At 66.4% G+C, this 21,248-nt stretch carries 25 protein-coding genes, 1 tRNA gene and 1 pseudogene; 12 read left to right on the forward strand and 15 right to left on the reverse strand.

Annotation, left to right across the window (positions count from 1 at the left end; genetic code table 11):
* The first annotated feature begins 22 nt into the window (after positions 1-22).
* Complete coding sequence (locus ACP97_RS05390; protein WP_049996813.1) at positions 23-454, forward strand: DUF5788 family protein; 432 nt, start codon at positions 23-25, stop codon at positions 452-454.
* Entirely contained in the window at positions 451-2,193 is a 1,743-nt protein-coding gene (gene polX / locus ACP97_RS05395) for a DNA polymerase/3'-5' exonuclease PolX (RefSeq protein ID WP_049996814.1), read from the forward strand. The genes ACP97_RS05390 and polX overlap by 4 nt, the downstream gene beginning before the upstream one ends.
* A gap of 1 nt (position 2,194) precedes the next feature.
* On the opposite strand, the gene ACP97_RS05400 is transcribed toward polX, so the two are convergent.
* The 5 genes from ACP97_RS05400 to ACP97_RS05420 form a co-directional block, all read right to left on the reverse strand.
* Positions 2,195-2,575 carry a rhodanese-like domain-containing protein gene (locus ACP97_RS05400; protein WP_049996815.1) on the reverse strand — a complete coding sequence of 127 codons (381 nt, stop codon included), beginning with the start codon at positions 2,573-2,575 and terminating at the stop codon, positions 2,195-2,197.
* A 41-nt stretch (positions 2,576-2,616) separates the two neighbouring features.
* Positions 2,617-3,156: an NUDIX hydrolase gene (locus tag ACP97_RS05405; RefSeq protein ID WP_049996816.1), complete on the reverse strand. Its 540-nt coding sequence runs from the start codon at positions 3,154-3,156 to the stop codon at positions 2,617-2,619.
* A 59-nt stretch (positions 3,157-3,215) separates the two neighbouring features.
* Positions 3,216-4,961 (reverse strand): Rieske (2Fe-2S) protein, encoded by a 1,746-nt coding sequence (locus tag ACP97_RS05410; RefSeq protein WP_049996817.1) that lies wholly within the window; start codon positions 4,959-4,961, stop codon positions 3,216-3,218.
* A gap of 380 nt (positions 4,962-5,341) precedes the next feature.
* Positions 5,342-5,737, reverse strand: a complete 396-nt coding sequence (locus tag ACP97_RS05415) for an OsmC family protein (RefSeq protein ID WP_049996818.1) — start codon at positions 5,735-5,737, stop codon at positions 5,342-5,344.
* Positions 5,738-5,803: 66 nt separating this feature from the next.
* A complete protein-coding gene (locus tag ACP97_RS05420; protein WP_049996819.1) occupies positions 5,804-6,514 on the reverse strand; it encodes a metal-dependent hydrolase in 711 nt (236 codons plus the stop codon).
* A gap of 109 nt (positions 6,515-6,623) precedes the next feature.
* Here ACP97_RS05420 and ACP97_RS05425 point away from each other — a divergent pair, with 109 nt between their 5' ends.
* Positions 6,624-7,391, forward strand: coding sequence for a fumarylacetoacetate hydrolase family protein (locus ACP97_RS05425; RefSeq protein ID WP_049996820.1), 768 nt, complete (start codon positions 6,624-6,626; stop codon positions 7,389-7,391).
* On the opposite strand, the gene ACP97_RS05430 is transcribed toward ACP97_RS05425, so the two are convergent.
* Entirely contained in the window at positions 7,378-7,845 is a 468-nt protein-coding gene (locus ACP97_RS05430; protein WP_049996821.1) for a hypothetical protein, read from the reverse strand. The two genes, ACP97_RS05425 and ACP97_RS05430, sit on opposite strands and share 14 nt — an antisense overlap.
* A 124-nt stretch (positions 7,846-7,969) precedes the next feature.
* Between ACP97_RS05430 and hisC the strand changes: the two genes are divergently transcribed.
* The 6 genes and pseudogenes from hisC to ACP97_RS05460 all read left to right on the forward strand — a co-directional run bounded on the left by hisC (position 7,970) and on the right by ACP97_RS05460 (position 13,239).
* Positions 7,970-9,058: a histidinol-phosphate transaminase gene (hisC, locus tag ACP97_RS05435; protein ID WP_049996822.1), complete on the forward strand. Its 1,089-nt coding sequence runs from the start codon at positions 7,970-7,972 to the stop codon at positions 9,056-9,058.
* Between the two features lie 2 nt (positions 9,059-9,060).
* Positions 9,061-9,585 carry an adenylate kinase family protein gene (locus tag ACP97_RS05440; RefSeq protein ID WP_049996823.1) on the forward strand — a complete coding sequence of 175 codons (525 nt, stop codon included), beginning with the start codon at positions 9,061-9,063 and terminating at the stop codon, positions 9,583-9,585.
* Positions 9,582-10,199 (forward strand): CDP-alcohol phosphatidyltransferase family protein, encoded by a 618-nt coding sequence (locus tag ACP97_RS05445; RefSeq protein ID WP_049996824.1) that lies wholly within the window; start codon positions 9,582-9,584, stop codon positions 10,197-10,199. The genes ACP97_RS05440 and ACP97_RS05445 overlap by 4 nt, the downstream gene beginning before the upstream one ends.
* A gap of 33 nt (positions 10,200-10,232) precedes the next feature.
* Positions 10,233-10,763: pseudogene (locus ACP97_RS05450) on the forward strand (multiprotein bridging factor aMBF1); the annotation flags it as partial.
* 77 nt (positions 10,764-10,840) lie between these two features.
* Positions 10,841-11,488 carry a triose-phosphate isomerase gene (gene tpiA, locus ACP97_RS05455; protein ID WP_049996826.1) on the forward strand — a complete coding sequence of 216 codons (648 nt, stop codon included), beginning with the start codon at positions 10,841-10,843 and terminating at the stop codon, positions 11,486-11,488.
* A gap of 80 nt (positions 11,489-11,568) precedes the next feature.
* Positions 11,569-13,239 (forward strand): acyl-CoA synthetase, encoded by a 1,671-nt coding sequence (locus tag ACP97_RS05460; RefSeq protein WP_049996827.1) that lies wholly within the window; start codon positions 11,569-11,571, stop codon positions 13,237-13,239.
* 6 nt (positions 13,240-13,245) lie between these two features.
* Here ACP97_RS05460 and ACP97_RS05465 read toward each other — a convergent pair whose 3' ends face one another.
* From ACP97_RS05465 to ACP97_RS19790, 9 genes are all read right to left on the reverse strand, one after another.
* Positions 13,246-13,869, reverse strand: a complete 624-nt coding sequence (locus ACP97_RS05465) for a uracil-DNA glycosylase family protein (RefSeq protein ID WP_049996828.1) — start codon at positions 13,867-13,869, stop codon at positions 13,246-13,248.
* Positions 13,870-13,929: 60 nt separating this feature from the next.
* Complete coding sequence (locus ACP97_RS05470) at positions 13,930-14,487, reverse strand: DUF420 domain-containing protein (RefSeq protein ID WP_049996829.1); 558 nt, start codon at positions 14,485-14,487, stop codon at positions 13,930-13,932.
* A 36-nt stretch (positions 14,488-14,523) separates the two neighbouring features.
* Positions 14,524-15,816 (reverse strand): DNA polymerase Y family protein, encoded by a 1,293-nt coding sequence (locus tag ACP97_RS05475; RefSeq protein WP_049996830.1) that lies wholly within the window; start codon positions 15,814-15,816, stop codon positions 14,524-14,526.
* 298 nt (positions 15,817-16,114) lie between these two features.
* Positions 16,115-16,292, reverse strand: a tRNA-Trp gene (locus tag ACP97_RS05480).
* Between the two features lie 74 nt (positions 16,293-16,366).
* Entirely contained in the window at positions 16,367-16,579 is a 213-nt protein-coding gene (locus ACP97_RS05485) for a hypothetical protein (protein WP_154019954.1), read from the reverse strand.
* A 37-nt stretch (positions 16,580-16,616) separates the two neighbouring features.
* Positions 16,617-17,003, reverse strand: coding sequence for a hypothetical protein (locus ACP97_RS05490; RefSeq protein ID WP_049996832.1), 387 nt, complete (start codon positions 17,001-17,003; stop codon positions 16,617-16,619).
* Between the two features lie 52 nt (positions 17,004-17,055).
* Complete coding sequence (locus ACP97_RS05495) at positions 17,056-17,283, reverse strand: DUF5795 family protein (RefSeq protein WP_049996833.1); 228 nt, start codon at positions 17,281-17,283, stop codon at positions 17,056-17,058.
* Positions 17,284-17,308: 25 nt separating this feature from the next.
* A complete protein-coding gene (locus ACP97_RS05500) occupies positions 17,309-18,130 on the reverse strand; it encodes a DUF5794 domain-containing protein (protein ID WP_049996834.1) in 822 nt (273 codons plus the stop codon).
* The gene (locus ACP97_RS19790; protein ID WP_154019955.1) at positions 18,127-18,309 is read right to left on the reverse strand and encodes a hypothetical protein; all 183 of its coding nucleotides are present in this window, start codon (positions 18,307-18,309) and stop codon (positions 18,127-18,129) included. The genes ACP97_RS05500 and ACP97_RS19790 overlap by 4 nt, the downstream gene beginning before the upstream one ends.
* A 123-nt stretch (positions 18,310-18,432) precedes the next feature.
* Here ACP97_RS19790 and guaB point away from each other — a divergent pair, with 123 nt between their 5' ends.
* The 3 genes from guaB (at position 18,433) to ACP97_RS05515 (ending at position 21,212) form a co-directional block, all read left to right on the forward strand.
* Positions 18,433-19,917 (forward strand): IMP dehydrogenase, encoded by a 1,485-nt coding sequence (gene guaB, locus ACP97_RS05505; RefSeq protein ID WP_049996835.1) that lies wholly within the window; start codon positions 18,433-18,435, stop codon positions 19,915-19,917.
* A gap of 70 nt (positions 19,918-19,987) precedes the next feature.
* Positions 19,988-20,371, forward strand: a complete 384-nt coding sequence (locus tag ACP97_RS05510; protein ID WP_049996836.1) for a pyridoxamine 5'-phosphate oxidase family protein — start codon at positions 19,988-19,990, stop codon at positions 20,369-20,371.
* A gap of 94 nt (positions 20,372-20,465) precedes the next feature.
* Positions 20,466-21,212, forward strand: a complete 747-nt coding sequence (locus ACP97_RS05515; RefSeq protein ID WP_237561101.1) for a class I SAM-dependent methyltransferase — start codon at positions 20,466-20,468, stop codon at positions 21,210-21,212.
* Positions 21,213-21,248: the final 36 nt, after the last annotated feature.

Below are 21,248 nucleotides of genomic sequence, written 5' to 3' on the forward strand. Positions count from 1 at the left end.
GGATTCGGCTCTCAGAGGTTCCATGAAACCGTACGAGCGAAAACAGCTCCTCGCGCGCCTCGACCGCGAGGGCGCGACCGTCGGGGCGACGATTCCCGACGAAATCACCGTCCAGGGCGAGCGACTCGCGCTCGCCGAGTTCGTCTTCGAGACGCGGTCGCGCGGGTCAGTGCCGGCCGACGAGCGCGAGACCGTCGAGCAGGCCAAGCGAAACCTCCGGCGCGAGCGCCTCGCGCGCCGACAGCGCATCGAGGAGGGTGACATTACGCGCGAGCGCGGCGAGGAACTCGTCGAGAGCATCATCGGCATCGAGCGCGCGCTGCACGCACTCGGCGACCTCGGGACCGCCGACATCGAGCGCGAGGCGACGGCGAAAGAGGCCGCCGACCAAAAGCGCTGGATGAACTTCCTGCAACAGGCGCTCGGACGGGACGAATCGAGGGCACGCCGATGAGTACGAACGACACCGTCGCCGACCGCTTCGAGGAGTTCGCCGACCGCCTCGAAGCCACAGGTGTCGAATACAAACCACAGTCCTACCGTCGGGCGGCCGAGAACGTCCGCGCCCATCCCGAATCCGTCGAATCGCTGGTCGCCGATGGGCAGGCGGCCGTCGAGGAAATCGAGGGCGTCGGCGAGGCACTCGCCGAGAAAATCGTCGAGTTCGTCGAGACGGGCGACATCGAGGAACTGGATGAGCTACGCGCCGAACTACCTGTTGAGATGGCCGAACTCACGCGGGTCGAGGGCGTCGGACCCAAAACCGTGGGGACGCTCTACGAAGAACTCGGCGTCGAGGACCTGGACGACCTCGAAACGGCCGCGCGCGAGGAGCGCATTCAGGAGGTCGAGGGCTTCGGCGCGAAGACCGAGGAGAACATCCTGTCGGGTATCGACTTCGCCCGGCAGGCCGGCGAGCGCGCGCTGCTCGGCGACGCACGGCCGCTCGGCGAGGAACTGAAGAACTACGTCGCGGGGCCGGGGGCGGTCGCCAACTGCGAACTCGCGGGGTCGCTGCGGCGCTGGCGCGAGACCATCGGCGACGTCGACGTGCTGGTTGCGAGCGACGAGCCCGAAACCGTCGTCGAGCGATTCACCGACTGGGAGCGAACTGACGAAATCATCGAGGCCGGCACGGGCAAGGCCAGCATCCGCTCGAAAGGAGTACGGGTCGATCTGCGAGTGGTGGTTCCCGAGGAGTTCGGCAGTGCGCTCCAGTATTTCACCGGGAGCCGCGATCACAACATCGGCTTTCGCAATCGCGCCATCGAACAGGAGTTGAAAGTCAACGAGTACGGCGTCTTCGATGTGTCGGATGTCGGGGACATCGAGGCGGGCCAGCGCGTCGGCGAACGCGTCGCGGGCAATACGGAGGAGGGCATGTACGATGCCGTGGGACTACCGTGGATTCCACCCGAACTCCGCGAGGACGGTGGCGAACTCGCCGCCGCGGCCGCCGGCGAACTGCCCGACCTGCTCACCGAGGGGGACGTTCGCGGCGACCTCCACGTCCACTCCGAGTGGTCCGACGGTGACTACACGATCACGGAGATGGTCGCAGGCGCGGCCGAATTCGGCCACGAGTACGTCGCCATCACCGACCACGCGAGCGGGCCGGGAATCGTCGCCGACACGGGTCTCTCGGACGACGACCTCGAATCCCAGCGCGCGGCCATCGAAGAGGCTGCCGAGAATGCCGACATCGATGTGTTCGCGGGCGTCGAGGCGAACATCGACGCCGATGGCGGGGTTTCGGTCGGCGACGGCGTTCTGGAGGCTCTCGACATCGTGGTCGCCTCACCGCACAGCGCGCTCGACGGCGACGGCACCGAGCGGGTCGTCAGCGCCATCGAACACCCACACGTCGATATCATCGGTCATCCGACCGGGCGCTACCTGAACCAGCGCAGCGGTCTGGACCTCGATTTCGAGCGGGTCGCCGCAGCGGCCGCCGAACACGACGTCGCGCTCGAAGTGAACGCGAACCCGCAACGGCTCGACCTCTCGGGCGGTGCGGTCCGGACGGCGATCGAGGCAGGAGCCACGGTCGTCATCGACACCGATGCCCATCGACCGGCGAACTACGACCTCCTCGGGTACGGGGTTCACACCGCCCGGCGCGGCTGGGTCGAAGCGGATAACGTGCTCAACACGCACGATTACGGCAGGGTACGGGAGTTTCTCGACGGGTAACTCAGAACGGCGCGTCGGTCGCGTCGCTGGCGGTGGCCGTGCGGTCGTCGGTGGTCGTGCGTTCGACGGCGGCGTCGAGCGGGCCGTCCCACGCTTCGAGACCGCCGGCGAGACTCTCGACGGTGGCGTCGTCGATCGCTTCGGCCGAGCGGAGCAACTGGACGGCCTGCAAACTTGCCTTGCCGTGCGGACAGACGGTCACGATGCGCTCGGCGTCGGCGAAGCGCTCGACGCTCCGGGGTAGTTCGGCGAAAGGAACGTTCTCGCTGTCGGGAATGTGGCCGCGCTCGAAGGCAGCCGACGAGCGGATGTCGACGACGCGAATCGCTTCGTCGCCATCGAGACGGGATTCGAGTTCGTCGGGCGTGATTTCGTCGCTCACAGGGAGCGGTAGCGGTTTCGGGCGAATAAAACCGCCGTTCGTCAGAGCAGACCCTCCTCGCGCGCGAGCAGCAGCCCCTCGATGGTGGCGTCGTTTGCGGGTTCTTCGCGCGCCACCGCGAGCGCTTCATCGATTGGTATCGTCGTCACGGTCAGAAACTCGTTGTCGTCGAGGTCGCGGTCAGTGGGGGTAAGTCCCTCCGCGAAGACGATGGCGCGGCGATGCCGGAGCACGCCAGTAGCGACCCAGAACTCGGAGAGCAGCGAGATGCCTGCGGCCTCGAAGCCGGTCTCCTCGCGGAGTTCGCGCGCGCCCGCCGTGGTGGCCGATTCGCCGTCCTCGACGATACCGGCCGGGAGTTCGAGACACTGCTCGCCGATAGCTGGCCGATACTGGTCGACGAACACCAACTCCTTGTCGCTGCGAGCGACCACCACGACCGCCGCCGGGAGTTCCGCCCAGTAGTACTTCTTTTCCGTTCCATCGGGCTGTTCGACGCGGTCGTAGCCACCGGTGTACCAGCCGGTCTCGTACTCGGTGACCGATTCGAGAACCGGCCAGTCGTGGTCGGTGTTGCTCATATCGCATATGCGCACGCCGGGCGCTAAACGGTGGCGCTCGGCGATGTCGTGAGATTGACCTACTCCACCTCGTGGAGGCGCTCGCCACGGTGCAGCCGCGTCGCAATCGAGAAGGTCTGCTCGTTCGAACGCCGCGTCGGGAAGTGGGCGGCCATGTAGCGTGCGGTCGCCATCAGCGCCGTCCGCTGCTCGCTCTCCTCGTCGACGTATTCGAAACGCTCGATGGCCGCCGTCAGGTTCTGGAGGGTGTGGAAGTCGGCGTCCTCGCGGAGCAATCCGCGCCCGAGCGTACGTTTCAAATCATCAGAGTCGCCGTCGGCATCGAAATGTTCGCTCACGAGGCTGGCCGCACGATTGGTGTTGCCCTGTTCGTCGAACGCGCCGAGCAGGTCGGCGCGGACATCCGCGGGCGCGCGATCGGTCTCGCCGGGATCGGGCACCGGCGCGCGCGGCGAGTTGAGGAACCGATCGAGATAGACCGACATCGCGCCGTCGAAGCAGGTCCGATAGAGTTCGGTCGCGTCGGTCTTCTGGGTCGCGCGGTGGAGGGCGTTCGCGTAGGTGAAGGTGTGATGGACGGTGTTCCAGTCGTTGAACTCGTTGTTCGTGGCGAACCAGAGCACCCGGCGGGTGGCCGCGCGCGCGACCGCGTCGGCGAGCTGTTCGGTCGTCGCACCCGATTTGATGGCGTCGGTCAGCGCGTCGATGATCGCCTCCGCATCGTCGGCGAGTAGCGTCTCGACGAATCCCTCGGGGCGCTCCCACTCTTTGCCCTCGCCGGCAGCCACGAGATCGGAGAGGCGATCGTTCGCATCGGTACACAGCCCTGCGATGTCCACGGGTTGACGCCACGAGGAGAGTTCTTCACTTCTGGTGGCGTCGGTGATCTGGGCGACCGTCGAGGCGAGCGCGGCATCGGCATGTTCCTCCCAGCCGAGGTGTTGTGCCGTCTCGAAGGCCGTGTTGATGAAATCCAGTGTGTGCCCGGCGTTCATGTAGCGGTGGTCGGTCGCGGCCGAAAAGACCATCTCCGCGACGTCTTCCGGCGGGAGCGTGTCGATAGCCGTGAGTAGACAGCGCTCCGCGCCGTCGGTGTCGCGCACCTCGCAGGTATTCCGGAACCACGACTTGAGACGTTCCTTCGAGAGGTCGCGGTTGTCGAAGGCGTACTGCTGGAAGCGTGGTGGTTCGCCGGCCGAATCGTCGGCGACCTCGCGGACGCCCGTGAACATCGCTCGGCGCTTGTCCCGGCTGCCGACGTGGTCGTAGAGGTTCGCCATGCAGCCCAAGGTAGTGAGACCGCGTCCCCAGCCCATCGCGCGGTAGCGCGTGCCGAAGTTGACGGCGGTTTCGAGCGGCGTGTAGAACCCCTCTCCCTCCTCATCTAAGCCGATCACCGACTTCGCCATCACAAGCGAGATGTCTTCCTGCAGGCCGTCGGCGAGTCGGTTGCGAAATCGTGTCGCGGGCGGGACGTCGGGTTCGGGGTCGGGGTCGAGATACACCTCGCCGTCGTCGATTGCGGTCGGGAAGGTCTGGACGTCGTCGGCGAAGAGGTCGAAGGTGTCGCCCTCCTCCAGTTCGAAGCGTGCGTGATGCCAGTGGCAAGTGAGGATGCCGTCCTCGACGGTCCCGCGGGTCAGCGGGAAGCCCATGTGCGGACAGCGGTTGTCGACGGCGTAGACTGCGCCCTCGTGGTGGAAGAGCGCGATCGGCCGGCCGTCGCTGCTGACGACTTTTCGGCCTTCGGCTTCGAGGTCCGACAGCGATGCGACCTGTACGTAGCCCGTGTCTTCGACCGCCATATCTGCGAATTAGTGACACGCCCACAAAACGGTTCCCTGAAACGATGTTTTGTAACCGAATCGACTATTTCGTCTGAGTGATCGACGAGTCGTGACTGAAGGTGCGTGGCGGCGCGGCCGCCGCGGTGCGGACCTGGCGGATGAAGGGCGAGGCGCGCCGGCACGAGCGGAGCGAGTGCCGCGACCGAAGGGAGCGCGCCGAGGGCTTCGGCGGTGCTGTGTGGTTGGCGGTTGCGGTGTGAAACAGTCGTGTCCGCGCGAACGCAGTGAACGGGGTTCGCCGCGAGCGCCGAAGGCGCGAGCGGGAGTTTTTAGTCCAGGTTTTTGGTCGGGGGTTGAGCGCGCGAAGCGCGCGATGCCCCCGTCTAAAAAGTGGGTGCTTAGAACGCGCCGCTCTCGACCGAGATGTCGGCGTGGAGGTCCTCGCGCAGCGCCGAGTGGACGTGACAGATCTCCTCGCCGCGTTCGACGAGTTCGTCTTCCTCGCCGCTGATGTCGGCCTCGACACGCATGTCGAAGCGGATGGCTTCGAGGTCGTCGTCATCGTCGAGGTCGGCCTCGGCGTCGATCTCGATCTTCCCGAGGTCGTCGTGGTCGCGCTGCTGACCGGCGACGCGGAAGGCCGGGATGTAGCAGGAGGCGTAGTCGGCGACGAGCGTTTCGTTCGGGTCTGGTCCCGTCTCGTTGGTGGCGTCGATGGTGAGTTCGAAGTCACCGAGTCGACTGGTAGTGGCGAATCCCTCTTCGGACGTGCTGCTGACGGTGATGTCTGCCATTGCACCTGTTCTGGGAGCGCCGCGACCGTAAGCGTCCCGGTCGTGCAGGTGGTCTACACGATCGATTCAGTCGAGCGTGAACGAGCCGTCGTCGTCGAGGACGTGGACTTCGCTGTCGGGCGCGCGCTCGGCGACCGCATCGGCGAACTCCTGTGGGTCGGCTTCGAGCGGCGGCATGGTATCGTAGTGCATCGGGAACACGTGGGGCGCTTCGAGCCACTCGGCGGCGATGGCGGCCTGCCAGATCCCCATCGTGAAGTGGTCGCCCATCGGGAGTGCCACGGCATCGGGCTGAAGGTACGGAGCGATGACGTCCTTCATCTCGCTCATCAAACCTGTGTCGCCGGCGTGATAGAACGAGGTCCCCGTGCCGTCGGGACCCGGCTGTTCGTCGCTGACGAGATAGCCCGCGGGATTGCCGAGTTCGTACTCGTAGCCCATGTCGATGCCGCTGGTGTGATCGGCCCGGTGCATCGTCACGTAGGCGTCGCCACATTCCACAGTTCCCCCGATGTTCATCCCGATGGTGTCGTCGGCACCCATCTCCGCTTCGACGTAGGCGGCGACTTCGACCGGGGCGACCACCGTCGCATCCGTGAATTCGCCGACGTGGGCGATGTGGTCGGCGTGGCCGTGGGTCAGGAGTACGTAGTCGGGTTGGTCGATGTCCGCCGGCTCCATTTCGGTATGCGGGTTGTCGAAGAAGGGGTCGATGAGCAGACTGGTGTTTCCGACTTCGAGATACCACGTCGAGTGACCGTGCCAGGTGAGTTCCATTGCACTCCGGAGTTCTCGCGTCACGCACTTAATACTGTAGGCGAGCGTGTGGACGGAGAACACGGACGGATGCGTGTGTATTTATCAGGGCCGGCGACGAGAGGCGGCCATGCACCGCGTCAGGTTCCGCGACCCCGAGGGTGAGGTTCGCACCGGCGAGTGGGATGCCGAGGAAAGTCGCATCACCGCCAACGCCGGTCCGACGGGGAGAGTCGCCTTTCCGGACGACACGTTTTCGCCGGGGGAAGTCGACGTACTCGCCCCGACCGAACCGTCGAAGATCGTCTGTGTCGGTCTCAACTACGAGGATCACGCCGAAGAGCAAGGTAGTGAGATTCCCGAGCGCCCGATGCTCTTCTTGAAGGGACCGAACGCCGTGGCGAGCCACAACCAGACCGTGGAACTCCTCCCGGGGAAGGAGCGCATCGACTACGAGGCCGAACTCGGCGTCGTTATCGGCACCGAGTGTCGCAACGTCGCCGAGGACGATGCGATGGACGTCGTGGGCGGCTACACGTGTGTCAACGACATCTCGAACCGCGACGACCAGTCGATCGAGCAGAACTGGGTGCGCGGGAAGGCCTTCGACGGCGCTGCGCCGATGGGACCGCTACTCGCCACTCCCGACGAGGTGCCAGAAGACGCGAGCATCGAACTCCGGGTCAACGGCGAGCGCAGACAGCACTCTTCGAGGGATCAGTTCATCTTCTCGATACCCGAACTCGTCGCGGAGATCACCGCCTATATGACCCTCGAACCGGGCGACGTCATCTCGACGGGAACGCCCGCCGGCGTCGGACCGCTGTCGGACGGCGATCGCGTGGCCGTCGAGATCGAGGGCGTCGGCACGCTCTCGCATTCGGTCACGATTCCATGACGGACTCGAACCAGCGCCGGAGGGTAGGGCTGACGTAGGCGATGGCTCCGAGCGCGACCAGCGCCACCCCGAGCGGGAAGACGAGCGGGTCGATGACGACACACTGGTTCAACGACCCGATGGCCGCGTAGTAGCGCTCGCCCTGATAGGTGACGACCGCGCCCTTGCGCAGTGCGTCCGTCCGAATCGGCCCGTCGATTTCGCTCTCGCTCGTGGGGGTCCCGATGGCCTCGACGAACGCCGTGCGCTCGGGACCGGAGAGGTCGCCCGCGGCGACCGTGGGACTCCCGGTCGTGTCGCTCGGCGAACTGACTTCGAGGATCGGGTCGCCACAGAGACCGAAGTCCTCCTGAATCAGCGCGTAGCCGCCGACGACGGCCGCACCGATGCCGATGGCGAACAGCAGCGCACCCAGAAAGCGCATCGTGAAGGCGATAGCGTCCGTACGATTCATTCGATACCGGCCTCTCGCCCGGGTCGATTATGTGCTTTCGGATGTCAGCAACCGGGCGATGGGGGACGAACCACGCCCGGAGGCGTGTGAGTACGCTTAAACCCCGTCACCCGTTTTTCGAACCATGCAGCCACGCGACCTCTCGAATCACACCGTGTACGCGGCGGGCCGAGGTAGCGAGGAGGTCGCCCGCGAGCTGGATCTCGCGCCCGACGAACTGGTGACACTCTCCTCGAACGAGAACCCGCACGGCCCGAGTCCGGCGGCGGCCGCCGCCATCCGCGACGGTGCCGAAACGGTCCACACCTACCCCAAGAGCGTACACACCGACCTCACGGAGCGCATCGCCGAGCGCTGGGCGGTCGATCCAGCACAAATCTGGCTCGCCAACGGCGGCGACGGCGCGCTCGATTACCTCTCGCGCGCGCTGCTCGACCCCGGCGATTCGGTACTCGTCTCTCGCCCCGGATTCGCCTACTACGCGATGAGCGCGCGCTATCATCACGGTCGTGTGAACACCTACGAACTGGAGCGATCGAACGGGTTCGCACAGACACCCGAGACCGTCCTCGACGCCTACGACGGCGAGCGTATCGTCTATCTCACGAGCCCGCACAACCCGACCGGCACGACCGCGAGCCTCGACACCATAGAGCAGGTGGCCGAAGAAACCGACGAGGAAACCTTGATAGTGGTCGACGAGGCTTACGGCGAGTTCGCCGACGTTCCGAGCGCGCTCGCGCTCGTCGAGGGTCGAGAGGGATGGAACGCCCGCGATGACGTCGCCGTGCTCAGGACGTTCTCGAAGGCCTACGGGCTGGCGGGCGTGCGACTCGGCTACGCCGTGGTGCCCGACGAATGGGCCGGGGCGTACGCGCGCGTGAACACGCCGTTCGCGGCCAGCGCGCTCGCCTGTCGGGCGGGTCTCGCTGCGCTCGACGACCGCGAACACGTCGAAAAAACCGTCGAGACGGTCCGGTGGGCGCGCGAGTTCGTGATGGACGAACTCGACGCAGACACATACCCGAGCGCGGGCAACTTCGTGCTCGTCGACGTGGGCGACGCCACGACGGTCGCGGAGGCCGCCAAACGGAAGGGCGTGATCGTCCGGGACTGTTCGAGTTTCGAACTCACCGACTGCATCCGGATCTCCTGTGGCACGCGCGAGGAGACCCAGCGCGCGGTCGAGGTGATAAACGAGGTGCTCGCATGAGTATGCGGGTCGCTATCACCGGCACGCCCGGCACGGGCAAGACGACCGCGACCGAACGCCTCGATCACGAAGTAGTACATCTGAACGACGTCATCCGCGCGGACGGACTCGATACAGGGACCGACGAGAGTCGGGAGAGTCTGGTCGCGGATATGGACGCGGTCGCGGCAGCCCTCGACGAGCGAGAAAAGGACGAAATCGAACTCGTCGAATCCCATCTCGCCCACCGGCTGCCGGCTGACCGGGTGGTCGTGCTGCGCTGTCATCCCGACGAACTCGGCGAGCGCCTCGCCGCCCGCGGTGAGTCCGAGAGGACGGTCGAGGAGAACCGCGAGAGCGAGGCGCTCGACGTGATCCTCGCCGAAGCCGTCGAGAGCCACGGACTCGATAGCGTCTACGAGATCGACGCGACCGAGCGCACTCCCGAGGAGACCGCCGCCGAAATCGAGCGGGTCGTCGCCGGCGAGCGCGAACCGAGCGCCGGGACGGTCTCGTTTCTCGACGCGGTGTCGGTAGAGCGCCGATGACGCTCGACCAGTACCGCTCGCTCGCCGACAGACTGTTGGAGCCGTTCGTCGGCTTGGCCGTGCGCGCGGGGCTGACGCCGAACGCGGTGAGTGTATTGGCGTTCGCCCTCGCGGGCGGGGCTGGGGTCGCCTACACCCTCGTGGGCGGCGAGTCAGTGTGGTATTTCGTCGGCGCAGTACTCGTGGGCCTGAACGGCGCGCTCGACCTGCTCGACGGGGCGCTCGCCCGCCGGCTCGACACGGCATCACGGGCCGGCGATCTGCTCGACCACGTGCTCGACCGGTACGCCGATATCGTGCTGGTCGTCGGACTCGCGGTGGGTATCGACAGGGAGGTTCTGGGCATCGTGGCCGTCACCGGTGTCTTGATGACCTCCTATCTCGGCACACAGGCGCAGGCGGTCGGTCTCGACCGGGTGTATGGGGGACTGCTCGGTCGCGCGGATCGCCTCGCGCTCATCGGCATCGTCACCGGACTGGCGGCGTTCGTCCAGTTCTCGATTCTCGATGTGAGCCTTGTCGGCTGGCTGCTGGTCGTGCTGGCCGTCGTCGGCCATCTGACGGCGCTCCAGCGCCTCTCGCACGCGTGGAGCGCGCTCTCGCCGGGCCGCTGAGCACGGCGGACGTTTTATACGCGCGGGTGGCCTTCTCCCGATATGGTTCAGTGTGAGATGTGCGGTGCGGAGACGGCTTCTCCGACGACGGTGAAAATCGAAGGTGCTGAACTCGACGTCTGTGACGACTGTACGGACTTCGGTACCGAGGTCGAACAGCAGTCGACCGGGAGTGCATCCACGAAATATTCGACCGGGTCGTCGGACGGCACCAACGAATCGTCGAGCGCCGGCGATTCGGGGAGCGCGGGCGGTTCGCGCCGGCGGGACATGTTCGACGACATGGACGAGGTGGTGCAAGATTACGACGAGCGCATCCGCACCGCGCGCGAGGCGGCGGGACTGAGCCAGAAGGAACTGGCCCAGGAACTCAACGAGAAGGCGAGCCTCATCAGAAAACTCGAACGCGGCGCGAGCCTCCCGAGCGACAGCGTCCAGAGCAAGCTCGAACGCAAACTCGACATCACGCTCACCGAGGGCGGCGTCTCCGATACCGAGTGGGAGGGTGGAGCCTCCACCGGCGAGTACACCCTCGGCGACGTCGTGCAGCGCAAGGATTCCTGAACGACTCTACGCCGGGGCTCGTCCGGCATCGCGACCAACCTCGCAACCTATTTGTCCGTCGCGGCTCCCCTCCAACCATGTTCGTCCTCGTCAATCTGAAAGCCTACGCCACCGATCCGGTCGAGATCGCGGCCGCCGCACGTGAAGTGGCCGACGAATCGGGTGCGCGGATCGCCGTCGCGCCTCAAGCGGCCCGGCTCGCAGCGGTCGCCGACACGGGCGTCGAGACGTGGGCACAGCACGTCTCCGCCGTGGAACACGGCAGTCACACGGGAAGTACGCTCGCCGAGGCGGTGGCGGAGGCGGGTGCGACTGGCACACTCATCAACCACTCCGAGCACCGGCTCCGCCTCGCCGACGTCGACGGGGCACTCGCCGCCGCCGACCGCGCAGGTCTCGAAACGGTCGTCTGTGCGAACAACCCCGCGCAGGTGGGTGCGGCGGCGGCGCTCGGGCCGGATGCGGTGGCGGTCGAGCCGCCGGAACTCATCGGCGGCGACCAATCGGTGAGTCAGGCCGATCCCGATATCGTCACCGAGGCGGTCACGGCGGCCGAAGCGGTCGATGACTCGGTGGACGTGCTCTGTGGGGCCGGCATCTCGTCGGGCGACGACCTCGATGCGGCGGGCGAGTTGGGTGCGGAGGGCGTGCTACTCGCCAGCGGCGTGGCGAAGGCCGACGACCCACGGGCGGCGCTTGCCGAACTGGTCGAACCGCTCTCCTGACACCGGCCACCGTGTCTCGCCCGTGGAGATGTCACTTCGGCATGAACACCATTGATGGTGGCCGTGACAGTAATCGAGGTATGGCAACGCACAACTTGCCCGATTACGAGGCCGCGCGCGGGGAGTTCTCGTGGGACGATATCTACGCCGAGGCCGACTGGGACGCCCCTGAGGAGTTCAACATCGGCCACGAGGTCTGCGACCGCCACGCCGACGGCACAGGGAAAGTGGCACTGGAGTACGCCGGCACCGACGGCGAGCGCGAGACGCTGACGTTCGATGACCTCGCCGAACGGTCCAATCAGTTCGCAAACGTGCTCGAAAGCGAGGGCATCGAGCGCGGCGACCGGGTGTTTACCTATCTGCCACGGGTTCCGGCCCACTACGTCGCGCTGGTGGGAACCCTGAAGCGCGGCGCGGTCTTCGGCGGCGTCAACGAGCGCTTCGGTCCCGACGGCATCGCCTATCGACTCGGCGACTGCAACGGGCGCGCGGTCGTGACCACCTCCGAGAACCGCGAGACGGTCGAACGCGCGCTTGAAGACGTCCCGAGCGTCGAGACCGTTATCACGGTCGACCGGGGCGATGGCATCGCCGACGGCGACGTGGATTTCGAGGAAGCAATGGCCGACGCGAGCGCCGAATACGAGGCGGCGAAGACGGGCAGCGAGGACAACGCCCTGCTCTACTACACCAGCGGCACGACCGGGCTGGCGAAGGGTGTCCTCCACAAACACCGGTGGGTCGCCGGCGTCGCGGCCACCCAGCGCTACGCGGTCGATCTGCAAGAGGACGATCTCTACTGGTCGACCGCCGACCTCGGCTGGCTCACGGGCCCCATCAACGCCCTCGGCGCGTGGTTCTGGGGCACGAGCCAGCTCGCCTACGAAGGTGAGTTCAGTCCTGAAAAATGGGCCGACCTTCTGGACGAGTTCCCGATCAGTGTATTATTCTCGGTGCCGACTGCCTACCGGATGCTCAGGACAAACGAGGACGTGCTCTCGGGCGTCGACCTCGACCTGCGCCACGCGCTCTCGATCGGCGAGCCGCTCTCGGCCGGCGTCGTCGAGTGGGGTGAACAGGCATTGGACGTGACGATTCTGGATACCTACGGCCAGACCGAGACCGGCAATATGGTCATCAACAACTATCCGATGATGGAACTCAGACCGGGGAGCATGGGCAAACCCCTTCCGGGTGTTGAGTCGGCCATCGTCGACCCCGAAACCGGCGAGGTGCTCGACCCCGGCGAGACGGGCGAGATCGCCCACCGGGGTGAGTTCCCCTGCTTCTTCGCCGAATACTGGGAGAACCCCGAAAAGACCGACGGCTGCTTCGTCGAGGGAAGCGATGGTGAATGGTATCTCTCGGGCGACCTCGCCCATCTCGATGAAGATGGGTATTTCTGGTTCGAGGGCCGCGCCGACGACGTGATCCTCTCCTCTGGCTACCGCATCGGTCCCTTCGAGGTCGAATCCTCGCTCGGCGAGCATCCCGCGGTGGCGGAGGCCGCGGTCGTCCCGAAACCCGACACCGAGCGCGGCAACATCGTCAAGGCCTACGTCGTGCTCACCGGCGACCACAGTGGTTCGGAAGACCTCGCCGAGGAACTGCAAACACACGTCCGCGAGGAACTGTCGGCCCACGAGTATCCCCGCGAGGTGGAGTTCGTGGACGACCTCCCCAAGACGGTGACCGGCAAGATCCGACGCACCGAACTGCGCGACAGGACGGCGGACCCGACCGAATGAGCGCGATCAGCGGACGAGATACGGTTCGTCGCCGGGCATGAACCGCCCGAGTTCGGCCTCGCGGCGGTAGTCGGTGCCGAGCAGCGTTTCGAGCGCCTCCCGCAATCGCTCGGCGTGGCCGTCGTTCCAGCCTCCGGGATCGGCTATCGGAACGACGAGCCAGCCGCTCCCCCGCAGCTCGGTCGCGTGAAGGGCGTCCATGTCGAGCGGTTGCGGTGGGGTACGGGCGGTGTAGGTCCGCAGGACGTGTTCGGTCGCGCGCTCGCCGACGGGAAGCAGGACGTGAGCGCCGATGGCGCGGAGTTCGGCGTCGAAAAATCGCTCGCAGTCGGCGTACGACTCCGGGGTCGGGTCGCCGGCACAGAGGTGGAGGTACGAGAGGAAGAGATCGTCGAGGGCGGGGGCGTCGGCGTCGGGATCGTCGAGCAACCCTATGTCGGCGAAGACGGCGAGCAGGCGGCGACCGGCGGCGTTCGTGAACGGGACGCCCGTATCGAGACCGCCGTGAACACCGGGATGGTCGCCGACGAGGTGCAACGCCGCGTTGGCGTCGCCGTAGCCCGCCACGAACCGTTCGCACGGCGGGCGCATGCCGAAGGGATTGCTCGTGCGGTCGGTGACGTTTTCCACGACACGCGTACGACGGCGGCGGACAAAGGCGTACGGATTTCGGTCGCGGGCGGACGACAATCAGTAGACGACGTACGACAGCAGATAGACGACGATGCCGAGTGCGAACGAGGTCATCCACAGCGAGGCGGCGACGCGACCGACTCGTGGATGGTTCGTTGCCGAGAGCGCCTCGACGGGCCGGGTGAGCGCGAGCAGCAGGACGTAGTAGAGCAGCGGGATGCAGACGATGGCGAGCGAGACGTGGATGGCGAGCGTCGGGAGATAGACGAACCGATATATACTATCGGGACCCGGAAACGGTGCCGGCCCGAGCAGCGAGACGCGGTAGAGATAGAGGACGAGGAAGGTGACGAACAGTGCGAGCGAGACACCCATCAACGTGCGATGGCGGCGGACTGCGCCGCGCCTGATGGCTCGCCAGCCGGTGGCGATAGTGACGATGGCGAGGGCGCTGACGAGAACGTTCACGAGGGGAATCGCGTCGAGCACCGCCGTCGGGGCACGTGGAAGCGTTCCCTCGAACGCTCCGAGAACGGCCCCGAAGACGAGCGCGAGCGATACCGCAGAGAGCAGTCCCGCAAGCGCCGGCACGTGATTTCGTGCGCGAAGCTCCATACCTCGGGCTTGGGTGGTGGCCCGCTTGTAGTTTGGTTATTCGTCCGCGAAATCGTCGAAGCGTGCCTGACCGTCGGTCGGTTCCGGGACCGACGCCGACCGATCGGCCGTCTCGTCCGCATCCGTCTCTCCTGTTCGCTCGATCCCGCCGTCGGCCCGCTCACCCTCGTGGGCGTCGAACCCGTCGAGGCTAGCCTGTTCACCGGATTCGAAGGCGAGGTTCGAAACCCTGACGCCGACTTTCCTGACTGCCGTGTCGTCGAACTCCCCAAGGAGGTCGAGCGCCACGGTCCGGAGGAGATCGGCATCGGCCACCGGGCCGGGCAGCGAGCGCGCGCGGGTGTTGACGTCGAACGGCGGGGTGACGACCTTGATGCCGATGGTGCGATAGAGCGCCTCCTCGCGCTCTGCGCGCTCGGCGACGGCGGTTGCGAGCGCCGCGACACGCTCGCGGAGGTCGTCCACGTCCTCGGTAGCCTCGGTGAACGCCGACTCGCGCGAGAGACTCTTCGGGCGGCCGACGGGCGTCACCGCTCGGGTGTCGTCGCCGCGGGCGAACGCACGGATCTCCCGGCCGCGCTCGCCGAACCGTTCGTCGAGCCTGCTCGGGGCGGTCTCCGCGAGGTCGCCCGCCGTCTCGATGCCCATCTCCCGGCATTCGCGGGCGGTCACGGGACCGACGCCGTGGACAGATTCGATGTCGAGTGGCGCGAAGAACTCGGCTACCTCGCCGGGTTCCACAGTCACGAGTCCGTCCGGTTTGTCGCGGTCGGCGGCGACCTTCGCGGCGCTCATGTTGGGGGCGACGCCGATGCTCGCGACGACGCCTACTTCCTGGAGGATGCGCTCTTTGACGTGACGGGCGTAGCCCTCGGCGAGCGTCCGGCCGTCGACGCGCTGCCACGAGGTCCGCTCGGTGACGTCGAGGGCCGCCTCGTCGATGCTCACCTCGCGGACGATGTCGGCACAGTCGTGTAGAACCTCCCGAACCTCCTCGCCGACGGTCTCGTAGTAATCGAGATCGACGGGGAGATAGTGACCAGTGACCTCGTCTGCGTTCGCATCCTCGACGCGAGGCAGTCGATCGAGCGCCGTCGAGATGGCCTGTGCGCTCTCGATGCCCTCGGCGCGGGCTTCGTAGCTCGCGGTGGCGACCGCGCCGTGGCTCTCGCCGGCCTCGTAGCCCATGCCGACGACGACCGGTTCGCTCTCCAAGTCGGGATTGCGGCGGCGCTCACAGGCGGCGTAGAAACAGTCCATATCGACGTGGAGGACAATGGAATCGTCCTCGGCGACGCCGGGCAGCCGCGAGCCGCCGCGCTCGACCATACACGACGTCGGTGCGGCGAGCCAATGAGCGTTGGCAAACGAGGGGTGGGCAATCGCCGATCAGTCAGTTCGACACAAAGTTTATTACAGACACTGTGAAAGAATGACGTGCGTCAGACAGCATGACGACAATCAGAGATCCCCTCCGGCGGCTCCGATGCGCGCTCGAACTCAGCTACACCGCAGAGGAAAGCAATACCGGCTGGGTCGACGACCTGTAACGACGACGAGACAGCCCCGTTCCGCGATTTCGGATGCGTAGCTCGACGATTCGAATGTTTTTCTCGCCACAGCAAAGTGGGGTCGGAGGGATTTGAACCCCCGATCGACTGATATCTCCGGTCGCGCCTCGGTCCTCCAGAGGGTCGTCACGGCGGGCGATGATCAGTCGCCCGCTCTGTATATCAGTCTGGAGTCTCGTCACCGAGCGCGGTGCCTCTGGAGTCAGTCGCCATACCTGGCTTGGCCACGACCCCGCGAGTTGGTGTAGAACGAAACCACCGAAAACGATTTCGGTTGCGCCTCGTGATTCGACCGCGCCACCGACCGGTCACGACGCGCTCCGAAAGAGGACGAACGCACCGACGGCGACGAAGACGACGGCGAACACGTACGAGAGGAGCGGACTGTTGACCGTCCCGGACACGATCGGGTCCTCGGTGTCGAGAAGCCTAAAGACCGGCTCGCCCGTCGAGAGATTGTACGCGAGCACCCCGAGTCCCACTGCGAGCATCGAACCGCCACGCCGTACTCCCCTGTTCATCGAAATTCCGTCCCACGAGCAGCGCTTCGACGGCGGGTCACGCCTGCACGAGTCGGTAGTACGTGACCGGTTCGCCGTCGCGGTCGAGGTTCCGTCGCTCGATGGTGTCCTCGGCGACGAGTTCGGCGAGCGCTTCGTCGATGTCGTCGCTCACGAGTCCGCTCGCGGCGATGTCGCCGGCCGCGTCGAGGATCGAGTTCGGCAACACCGACAGCTTCTCGTGGACCGTGTCGGGGTCTTCAGATTCACCGAAATCGACGCCACGGTGGACCTCCGCCCGCGTGTAGGCCTTCTCGCCGTTCCGACTGAGGAAGGCGAGGATCAGGTCCTTGTCCGTCTCGTACTCCCCGACCGTATCGGTCCGGGGCGCGCTCTCGTCGGCGTCGAACCGGCCCTCGTCCCACTCTCGACTGGTGATCGGCATACCTCATCTATGCCCGTCGAGGCGCTAATAAAACTATCTGCTCGGCGGACGATTACTCGCGGTCGGTCTCGCTCCAGGCACATTCTTGACACTTCTGTCCGGTGACGAACTCGGTGATCGACGGCATGTAGCCGACTTCGAGCACGTCGCCGCCGCAGTCGGGACACTCCCGCTCGGCGTCGGCGATCGGTTCGGCGTCCATCACGTTCTCGCCCTCGATGAGTTCGGCGAGCGTCTCCGGCGTGACCATCCGTCCCTCGACGACGCGGTTTTGGGCCATGCGTGGGGTTGGGGAGGGGTGCTCTTTACAGCCACGGCGCGCGGTCGGGACCGAGGTCGGTCTCCTCGACCGCATCGGCTGACGGTTCGTCCTCGGTCTCCTCACTCATCTCGTCGGCCTCACCGGGGTCGAACGCGAGCAGCGCCGTGACCGCGAGCACCGCGAGCGCGAGCGGCGCGTCGCTGGGGACGAATCCGAGTACCGAGAGGCCGAGCACGCCCAGCGCGACCGCGCTACCGAAGCGAAAACGGTCGATATCCACGGCGTCGTGGAGCCACGGACTGGTGACGGCGACGGCGAGCGCGAACGCCACGCCCGTGCCGGCGGCCGCCACGCCCCGCAGAACGAGGGAGAGGTCGGGCACCGTCACGAGCTGTGCGTTCGCGGGGTCGAGGCTCGCGAGCATCCCCAGTCCGACGATGACCGCCGGTCGGGGAAGGTATTCCCCGACGCGCGCGCTGGCGGTCTTGGCCGCGACCGCGAGGATGACCAGCGCGGCGAAGCGCTCGAAGATAGCGAGGTCGAGCAGGCTCTCGATGGTCGGTGCGAGCGCCGCCTCGACGCCCGCGAGCGCGAGGACGACCACGCCGACGGCGAGCGTCGTCTCGACGCGCTCGCGACGGCTCCCGCTCATCTCGGCGAGGATCACGGCCACGGTCGCGCTCCCACCGAACACCAAGAGACCGACTTCGAGGATGCCGGCCGGGTCCGAGAGTGCGCCGGCGAGCACCATCGCCGGGAAGATGCCGTCGACGAGCGGCAGCGCCATTACGGTCGCCAGCAGGCGGGCCGCGCCGCCGACGCGCTGTTCGAGGCGGAGCGCGACCGGGTGTTGGGAGTGACTCACGGCGAGCGGTGGCTCTCTCCCGGAGCCGACGGGTGGTGTGAGTCACGATTTTCGGGGGAATCGCCCGTGACTCGCGTCGCCAGTGTGAGGGTGCACGCTGCTGTAAAAATGGTAGCGACCACGAAGCCGAGGGTCGTCCGGGCAGCGGTGCGTACGGTTGGCGGACTGGCGACGTCCATACACGGATAACTGCTGACACGATCATAAACGTTCTGTGAGACGCGGCCACACGAACCCCACGAACGATACACGGGGATTCATCCTCTCGGAACGTTTTTGCTTCGCGCTCCCACACCGATTACATGGCGACTAATCGTTCGGAGCCGTTCTCCGAGAAACTCGACGTTCCCGAAGCGCTCACGTTCGACGACGTCCTGCTCCGCCCGAAGGAGAGTCGCGTCGAACCCGACGACGCCGACACCGCGACCCGCGTCTCGACGTCGGTCGAACTCACGGTACCGGTCCTCTCGGCGGCGATGGACACCGTCACCGAGAGCGAACTGGCCATCGAGATGGCGCGCCGTGGCGGTCTCGGCGTGCTCCACCAGAACATGGACGTCGAGGAGGCAGTAGAGGAGGTCGACCGCGTCAAGCGCGCCGACGAGTTAGTCATCCGCGAGGTCGTGACCGCCAGCCCCGACCAAACGGTCCGGGACGTGGATGCGATGATGGACGAGGAGGGCGTCAGCGGCGCGCCCGTCGTGAGTGAGGACGGCGAGGTATTGGGCATCATCTCCGCGACCGACGTCCGCCCCTATCTGGAGGTCGGTGACCGTGACGAGGTGCGCGAGGCGATGACCGACGAGGTCGTCACGGCCCCCGAGGAGGTGGGCGCACGCGAGGCGCTCGAACTCATGTACGAGCACAAGATCGAGCGCGTGCCGGTCGTCGACGACGGGAACCGTCTGACGGGACTGGTGACGATGCAGGGCATCCTCCAGCGCCGCGAGTACGACTCGGCCGCCCGCGACGACGAGGGGCGGCTGCGCGTCGGCGTCGCCATCGGCCCGTTCGAGAGCGAGCGCGCCACCGCGGTGGACGCGGCGGGTGCGGACGTCCTCTTCATCGACTGCGCGCACGCGCACAACCGCAACGTCATCGAGAGCGCCCGCGAGATCGAGGGGAGCGTCGCGGCCGACGTGGTGGTCGGCAACGTCGGCACGCGCGAGGCCGCCGCGGCGCTCGTCGACTTCGCCGACGGCATCAAGGTCGGCATCGGTCCCGGTTCCATCTGCACGACGCGCGTGGTCACCGGGACGGGCATGCCCCAGATCACCGCCGTCGCACAGGTCGCCGACATCGCCAGCGAGCACGACATTCCCGTGATCGCCGACGGCGGGATTCGCTACTCGGGCGACGCGATCAAGGCCATCGCGGCGGGTGCCGATGCCGTCATGCTCGGGTCGTACTTCGCGGGGACCGACGAGGCTCCCGGCCGGGTCGTGACGATGAACGGCAAGCGCTACAAACAGTACCGAGGCATGGGCTCGGTCGGTGCGATGCAGTCGGGCGGCGGCGACCGCTATCTCAAGGAGACCGACGAAGAGGAGGAGTTCGTCCCCGAGGGTGTCGAGGCCGCCACACCCTACAAGGGCAGCGTCGAGAGCGAGCTCTTCCAGCTCGTCGGCGGGATGAAGAGCGGGATGGGCTACGTCGGAGCCGCGACAATCCCCGAGTTCAAGCGCCGCGCGGAGTTCGTCCGCGTCTCGTCGGCGGGCCAGACTGAAGGCCACGCCCACGACGTCGTGATCACCGACGAAGCGCCGAACTACAGCCCGGACAGTTAGGGAAGCGAGGAGTTCGAAAGACCACTCACACCGGCGACGTTTTTATCGCCAGCCGCGACGAGACCGGTGTATGAGTGTTCCCGATGAGGTCGAGGAGCTGATCGCCGACGCGCCGCTGAGTGCCCACCTCGCCACCGCGGCCGACAACCGCCCGCACGTCGCGCCCGTCTGGTACGGCTACCGCGATGGTGTTGTGAGCGTGCTCACGACCGGGAAGAAGTTGAAGAACATCCAGGCGAATCCGCGCGTCGCCGTTTCGATCGAAAAACAGGGCGACGACGGTCCCGAATGGTCGGTTTCGCTGCTCGGGACGGCCACGGTCGTCGAGGACACCGACCGGACGCGGGCCGCCCGTGAGCGCGTCTTCGGCAAATATCGTGAGACCGATGATGATGAAGGAGAGGGGACGCTGGTCGAGATCGAGGTCGGTTCGGCGACGAGCGGACACTACTGACTTGTGTTTAACTGACGACCGAACTCCGAGACTCAGCCGTTGACTCGCCGGAATACGGCCGACAATCGGTCCAGGTTGAAGCCGCGGGGTGGATATGTCGAAACGTGTCGGGTTTTATTTCCCAACGGACACGATCTCCGTCCATGTCGGGAATACGTCACCGTGGAATGATCGCCTCGTGAGCCGTCGCGGACAGGGACTCTACGACTGGTGGAGCCGTCATCGGGGGCTGTTCAGCCGGCTCTACGACATCGCCTTCCTCGGCCGCGAGTCCGAACGCCGCGAGCGGGCGATCGAAGCGCTCTCGCTCGATTCGGGCGAGCAGGTGCTCGAACTCGGCTGCGGACCGGGCAACTCCTTCGCGGCGCTCCGGACCCGTGTCGGGAGCGCGGGGCGCGTCGTCGGCCTCGACTACAGCCCCGGGATGGCTCGTCAGGCCCGTCTGCGAGCGCGCGACAGCGGCTGGGCGAACGTCCACGCCATCCACGGTGATGCGGGCCGGCCCGGTCTCGCCGACGGGGCGTTCGATGCAGTCTACGCCTCGATGTCACTGAGTGCGATGCCGGAGCCGGATCGAGCGATGGAGGCGGCCTATCGAGCGCTGCGCCCCGGCGGTCGGATCGTGGTGCTCGACGCACGCCCGTTCCAGGAGTTCCCCTGGACGCTGCTCAATCCGGTGGTCGTTCCGCTCTCGAAGTGGGCCACGAACTGGTTTCCAGACACCGATATTCCGGCGCAAATCGCCGATCGGTTCGAATCGACGAGGATCGCCACCTTCGACGGCGGCGTGACGTTCATCGCTACCGCACGGAAACCCGAACGGACGACTGGTTCCCGATAGCTTTCGAGCCGATCAGCCCCGATACACCGGATTTCC

It is taken from the genome of Halococcus sediminicola, assembly GCF_000755245.1.
Lineage (GTDB): Archaea > Halobacteriota > Halobacteria > Halobacteriales > Halococcaceae > Halococcus > Halococcus sediminicola.

Bases quoted from the DNA above. Each gene is read 5' to 3' on its own strand.
- ACP97_RS05475 (WP_049996830.1), bottom strand. From the start codon at position 15,816: ATGGTCGAGCGCGGCGGCTCGCGGCTGCCCGGCGTCGCCGAGGACGAT.
- ACP97_RS05445 (WP_049996824.1), top strand. From the start codon at position 9,582: ATGACGCTCGACCAGTACCGCTCGCTCGCCGACAGACTGTTGGAGCCG.
- ACP97_RS05425 (WP_049996820.1), top strand. From the start codon at position 6,624: ATGCACCGCGTCAGGTTCCGCGACCCCGAGGGTGAGGTTCGCACCGGC.
- polX (WP_049996814.1), top strand. From the start codon at position 451: ATGAGTACGAACGACACCGTCGCCGACCGCTTCGAGGAGTTCGCCGAC.
- ACP97_RS05410 (WP_049996817.1), bottom strand. From the start codon at position 4,961: ATGGCGGTCGAAGACACGGGCTACGTACAGGTCGCATCGCTGTCGGAC.
- ACP97_RS05390 (WP_049996813.1), top strand. From the start codon at position 23: ATGAAACCGTACGAGCGAAAACAGCTCCTCGCGCGCCTCGACCGCGAG.
- ACP97_RS05495 (WP_049996833.1), bottom strand. From the start codon at position 17,283: ATGGCCCAAAACCGCGTCGTCGAGGGACGGATGGTCACGCCGGAGACG.
- ACP97_RS05405 (WP_049996816.1), bottom strand. From the start codon at position 3,156: ATGAGCAACACCGACCACGACTGGCCGGTTCTCGAATCGGTCACCGAG.
- ACP97_RS05460 (WP_049996827.1), top strand. From the start codon at position 11,569: ATGGCAACGCACAACTTGCCCGATTACGAGGCCGCGCGCGGGGAGTTC.
- ACP97_RS05430 (WP_049996821.1), bottom strand. From the start codon at position 7,845: ATGAATCGTACGGACGCTATCGCCTTCACGATGCGCTTTCTGGGTGCG.
- ACP97_RS05420 (WP_049996819.1), bottom strand. From the start codon at position 6,514: ATGGAACTCACCTGGCACGGTCACTCGACGTGGTATCTCGAAGTCGGA.
- tpiA (WP_049996826.1), top strand. From the start codon at position 10,841: ATGTTCGTCCTCGTCAATCTGAAAGCCTACGCCACCGATCCGGTCGAG.
- ACP97_RS05415 (WP_049996818.1), bottom strand. From the start codon at position 5,737: ATGGCAGACATCACCGTCAGCAGCACGTCCGAAGAGGGATTCGCCACT.
- ACP97_RS05510 (WP_049996836.1), top strand. From the start codon at position 19,988: ATGAGTGTTCCCGATGAGGTCGAGGAGCTGATCGCCGACGCGCCGCTG.
- guaB (WP_049996835.1), top strand. From the start codon at position 18,433: ATGGCGACTAATCGTTCGGAGCCGTTCTCCGAGAAACTCGACGTTCCC.
- ACP97_RS05485 (WP_154019954.1), bottom strand. From the start codon at position 16,579: ATGAACAGGGGAGTACGGCGTGGCGGTTCGATGCTCGCAGTGGGACTC.
- hisC (WP_049996822.1), top strand. From the start codon at position 7,970: ATGCAGCCACGCGACCTCTCGAATCACACCGTGTACGCGGCGGGCCGA.
- ACP97_RS05515 (WP_237561101.1), top strand. From the start codon at position 20,466: ATGTCGAAACGTGTCGGGTTTTATTTCCCAACGGACACGATCTCCGTC.
- ACP97_RS19790 (WP_154019955.1), bottom strand. From the start codon at position 18,309: ATGGACGTCGCCAGTCCGCCAACCGTACGCACCGCTGCCCGGACGACC.
- ACP97_RS05490 (WP_049996832.1), bottom strand. From the start codon at position 17,003: ATGCCGATCACCAGTCGAGAGTGGGACGAGGGCCGGTTCGACGCCGAC.
- ACP97_RS05440 (WP_049996823.1), top strand. From the start codon at position 9,061: ATGCGGGTCGCTATCACCGGCACGCCCGGCACGGGCAAGACGACCGCG.
- ACP97_RS05470 (WP_049996829.1), bottom strand. From the start codon at position 14,487: ATGGAGCTTCGCGCACGAAATCACGTGCCGGCGCTTGCGGGACTGCTC.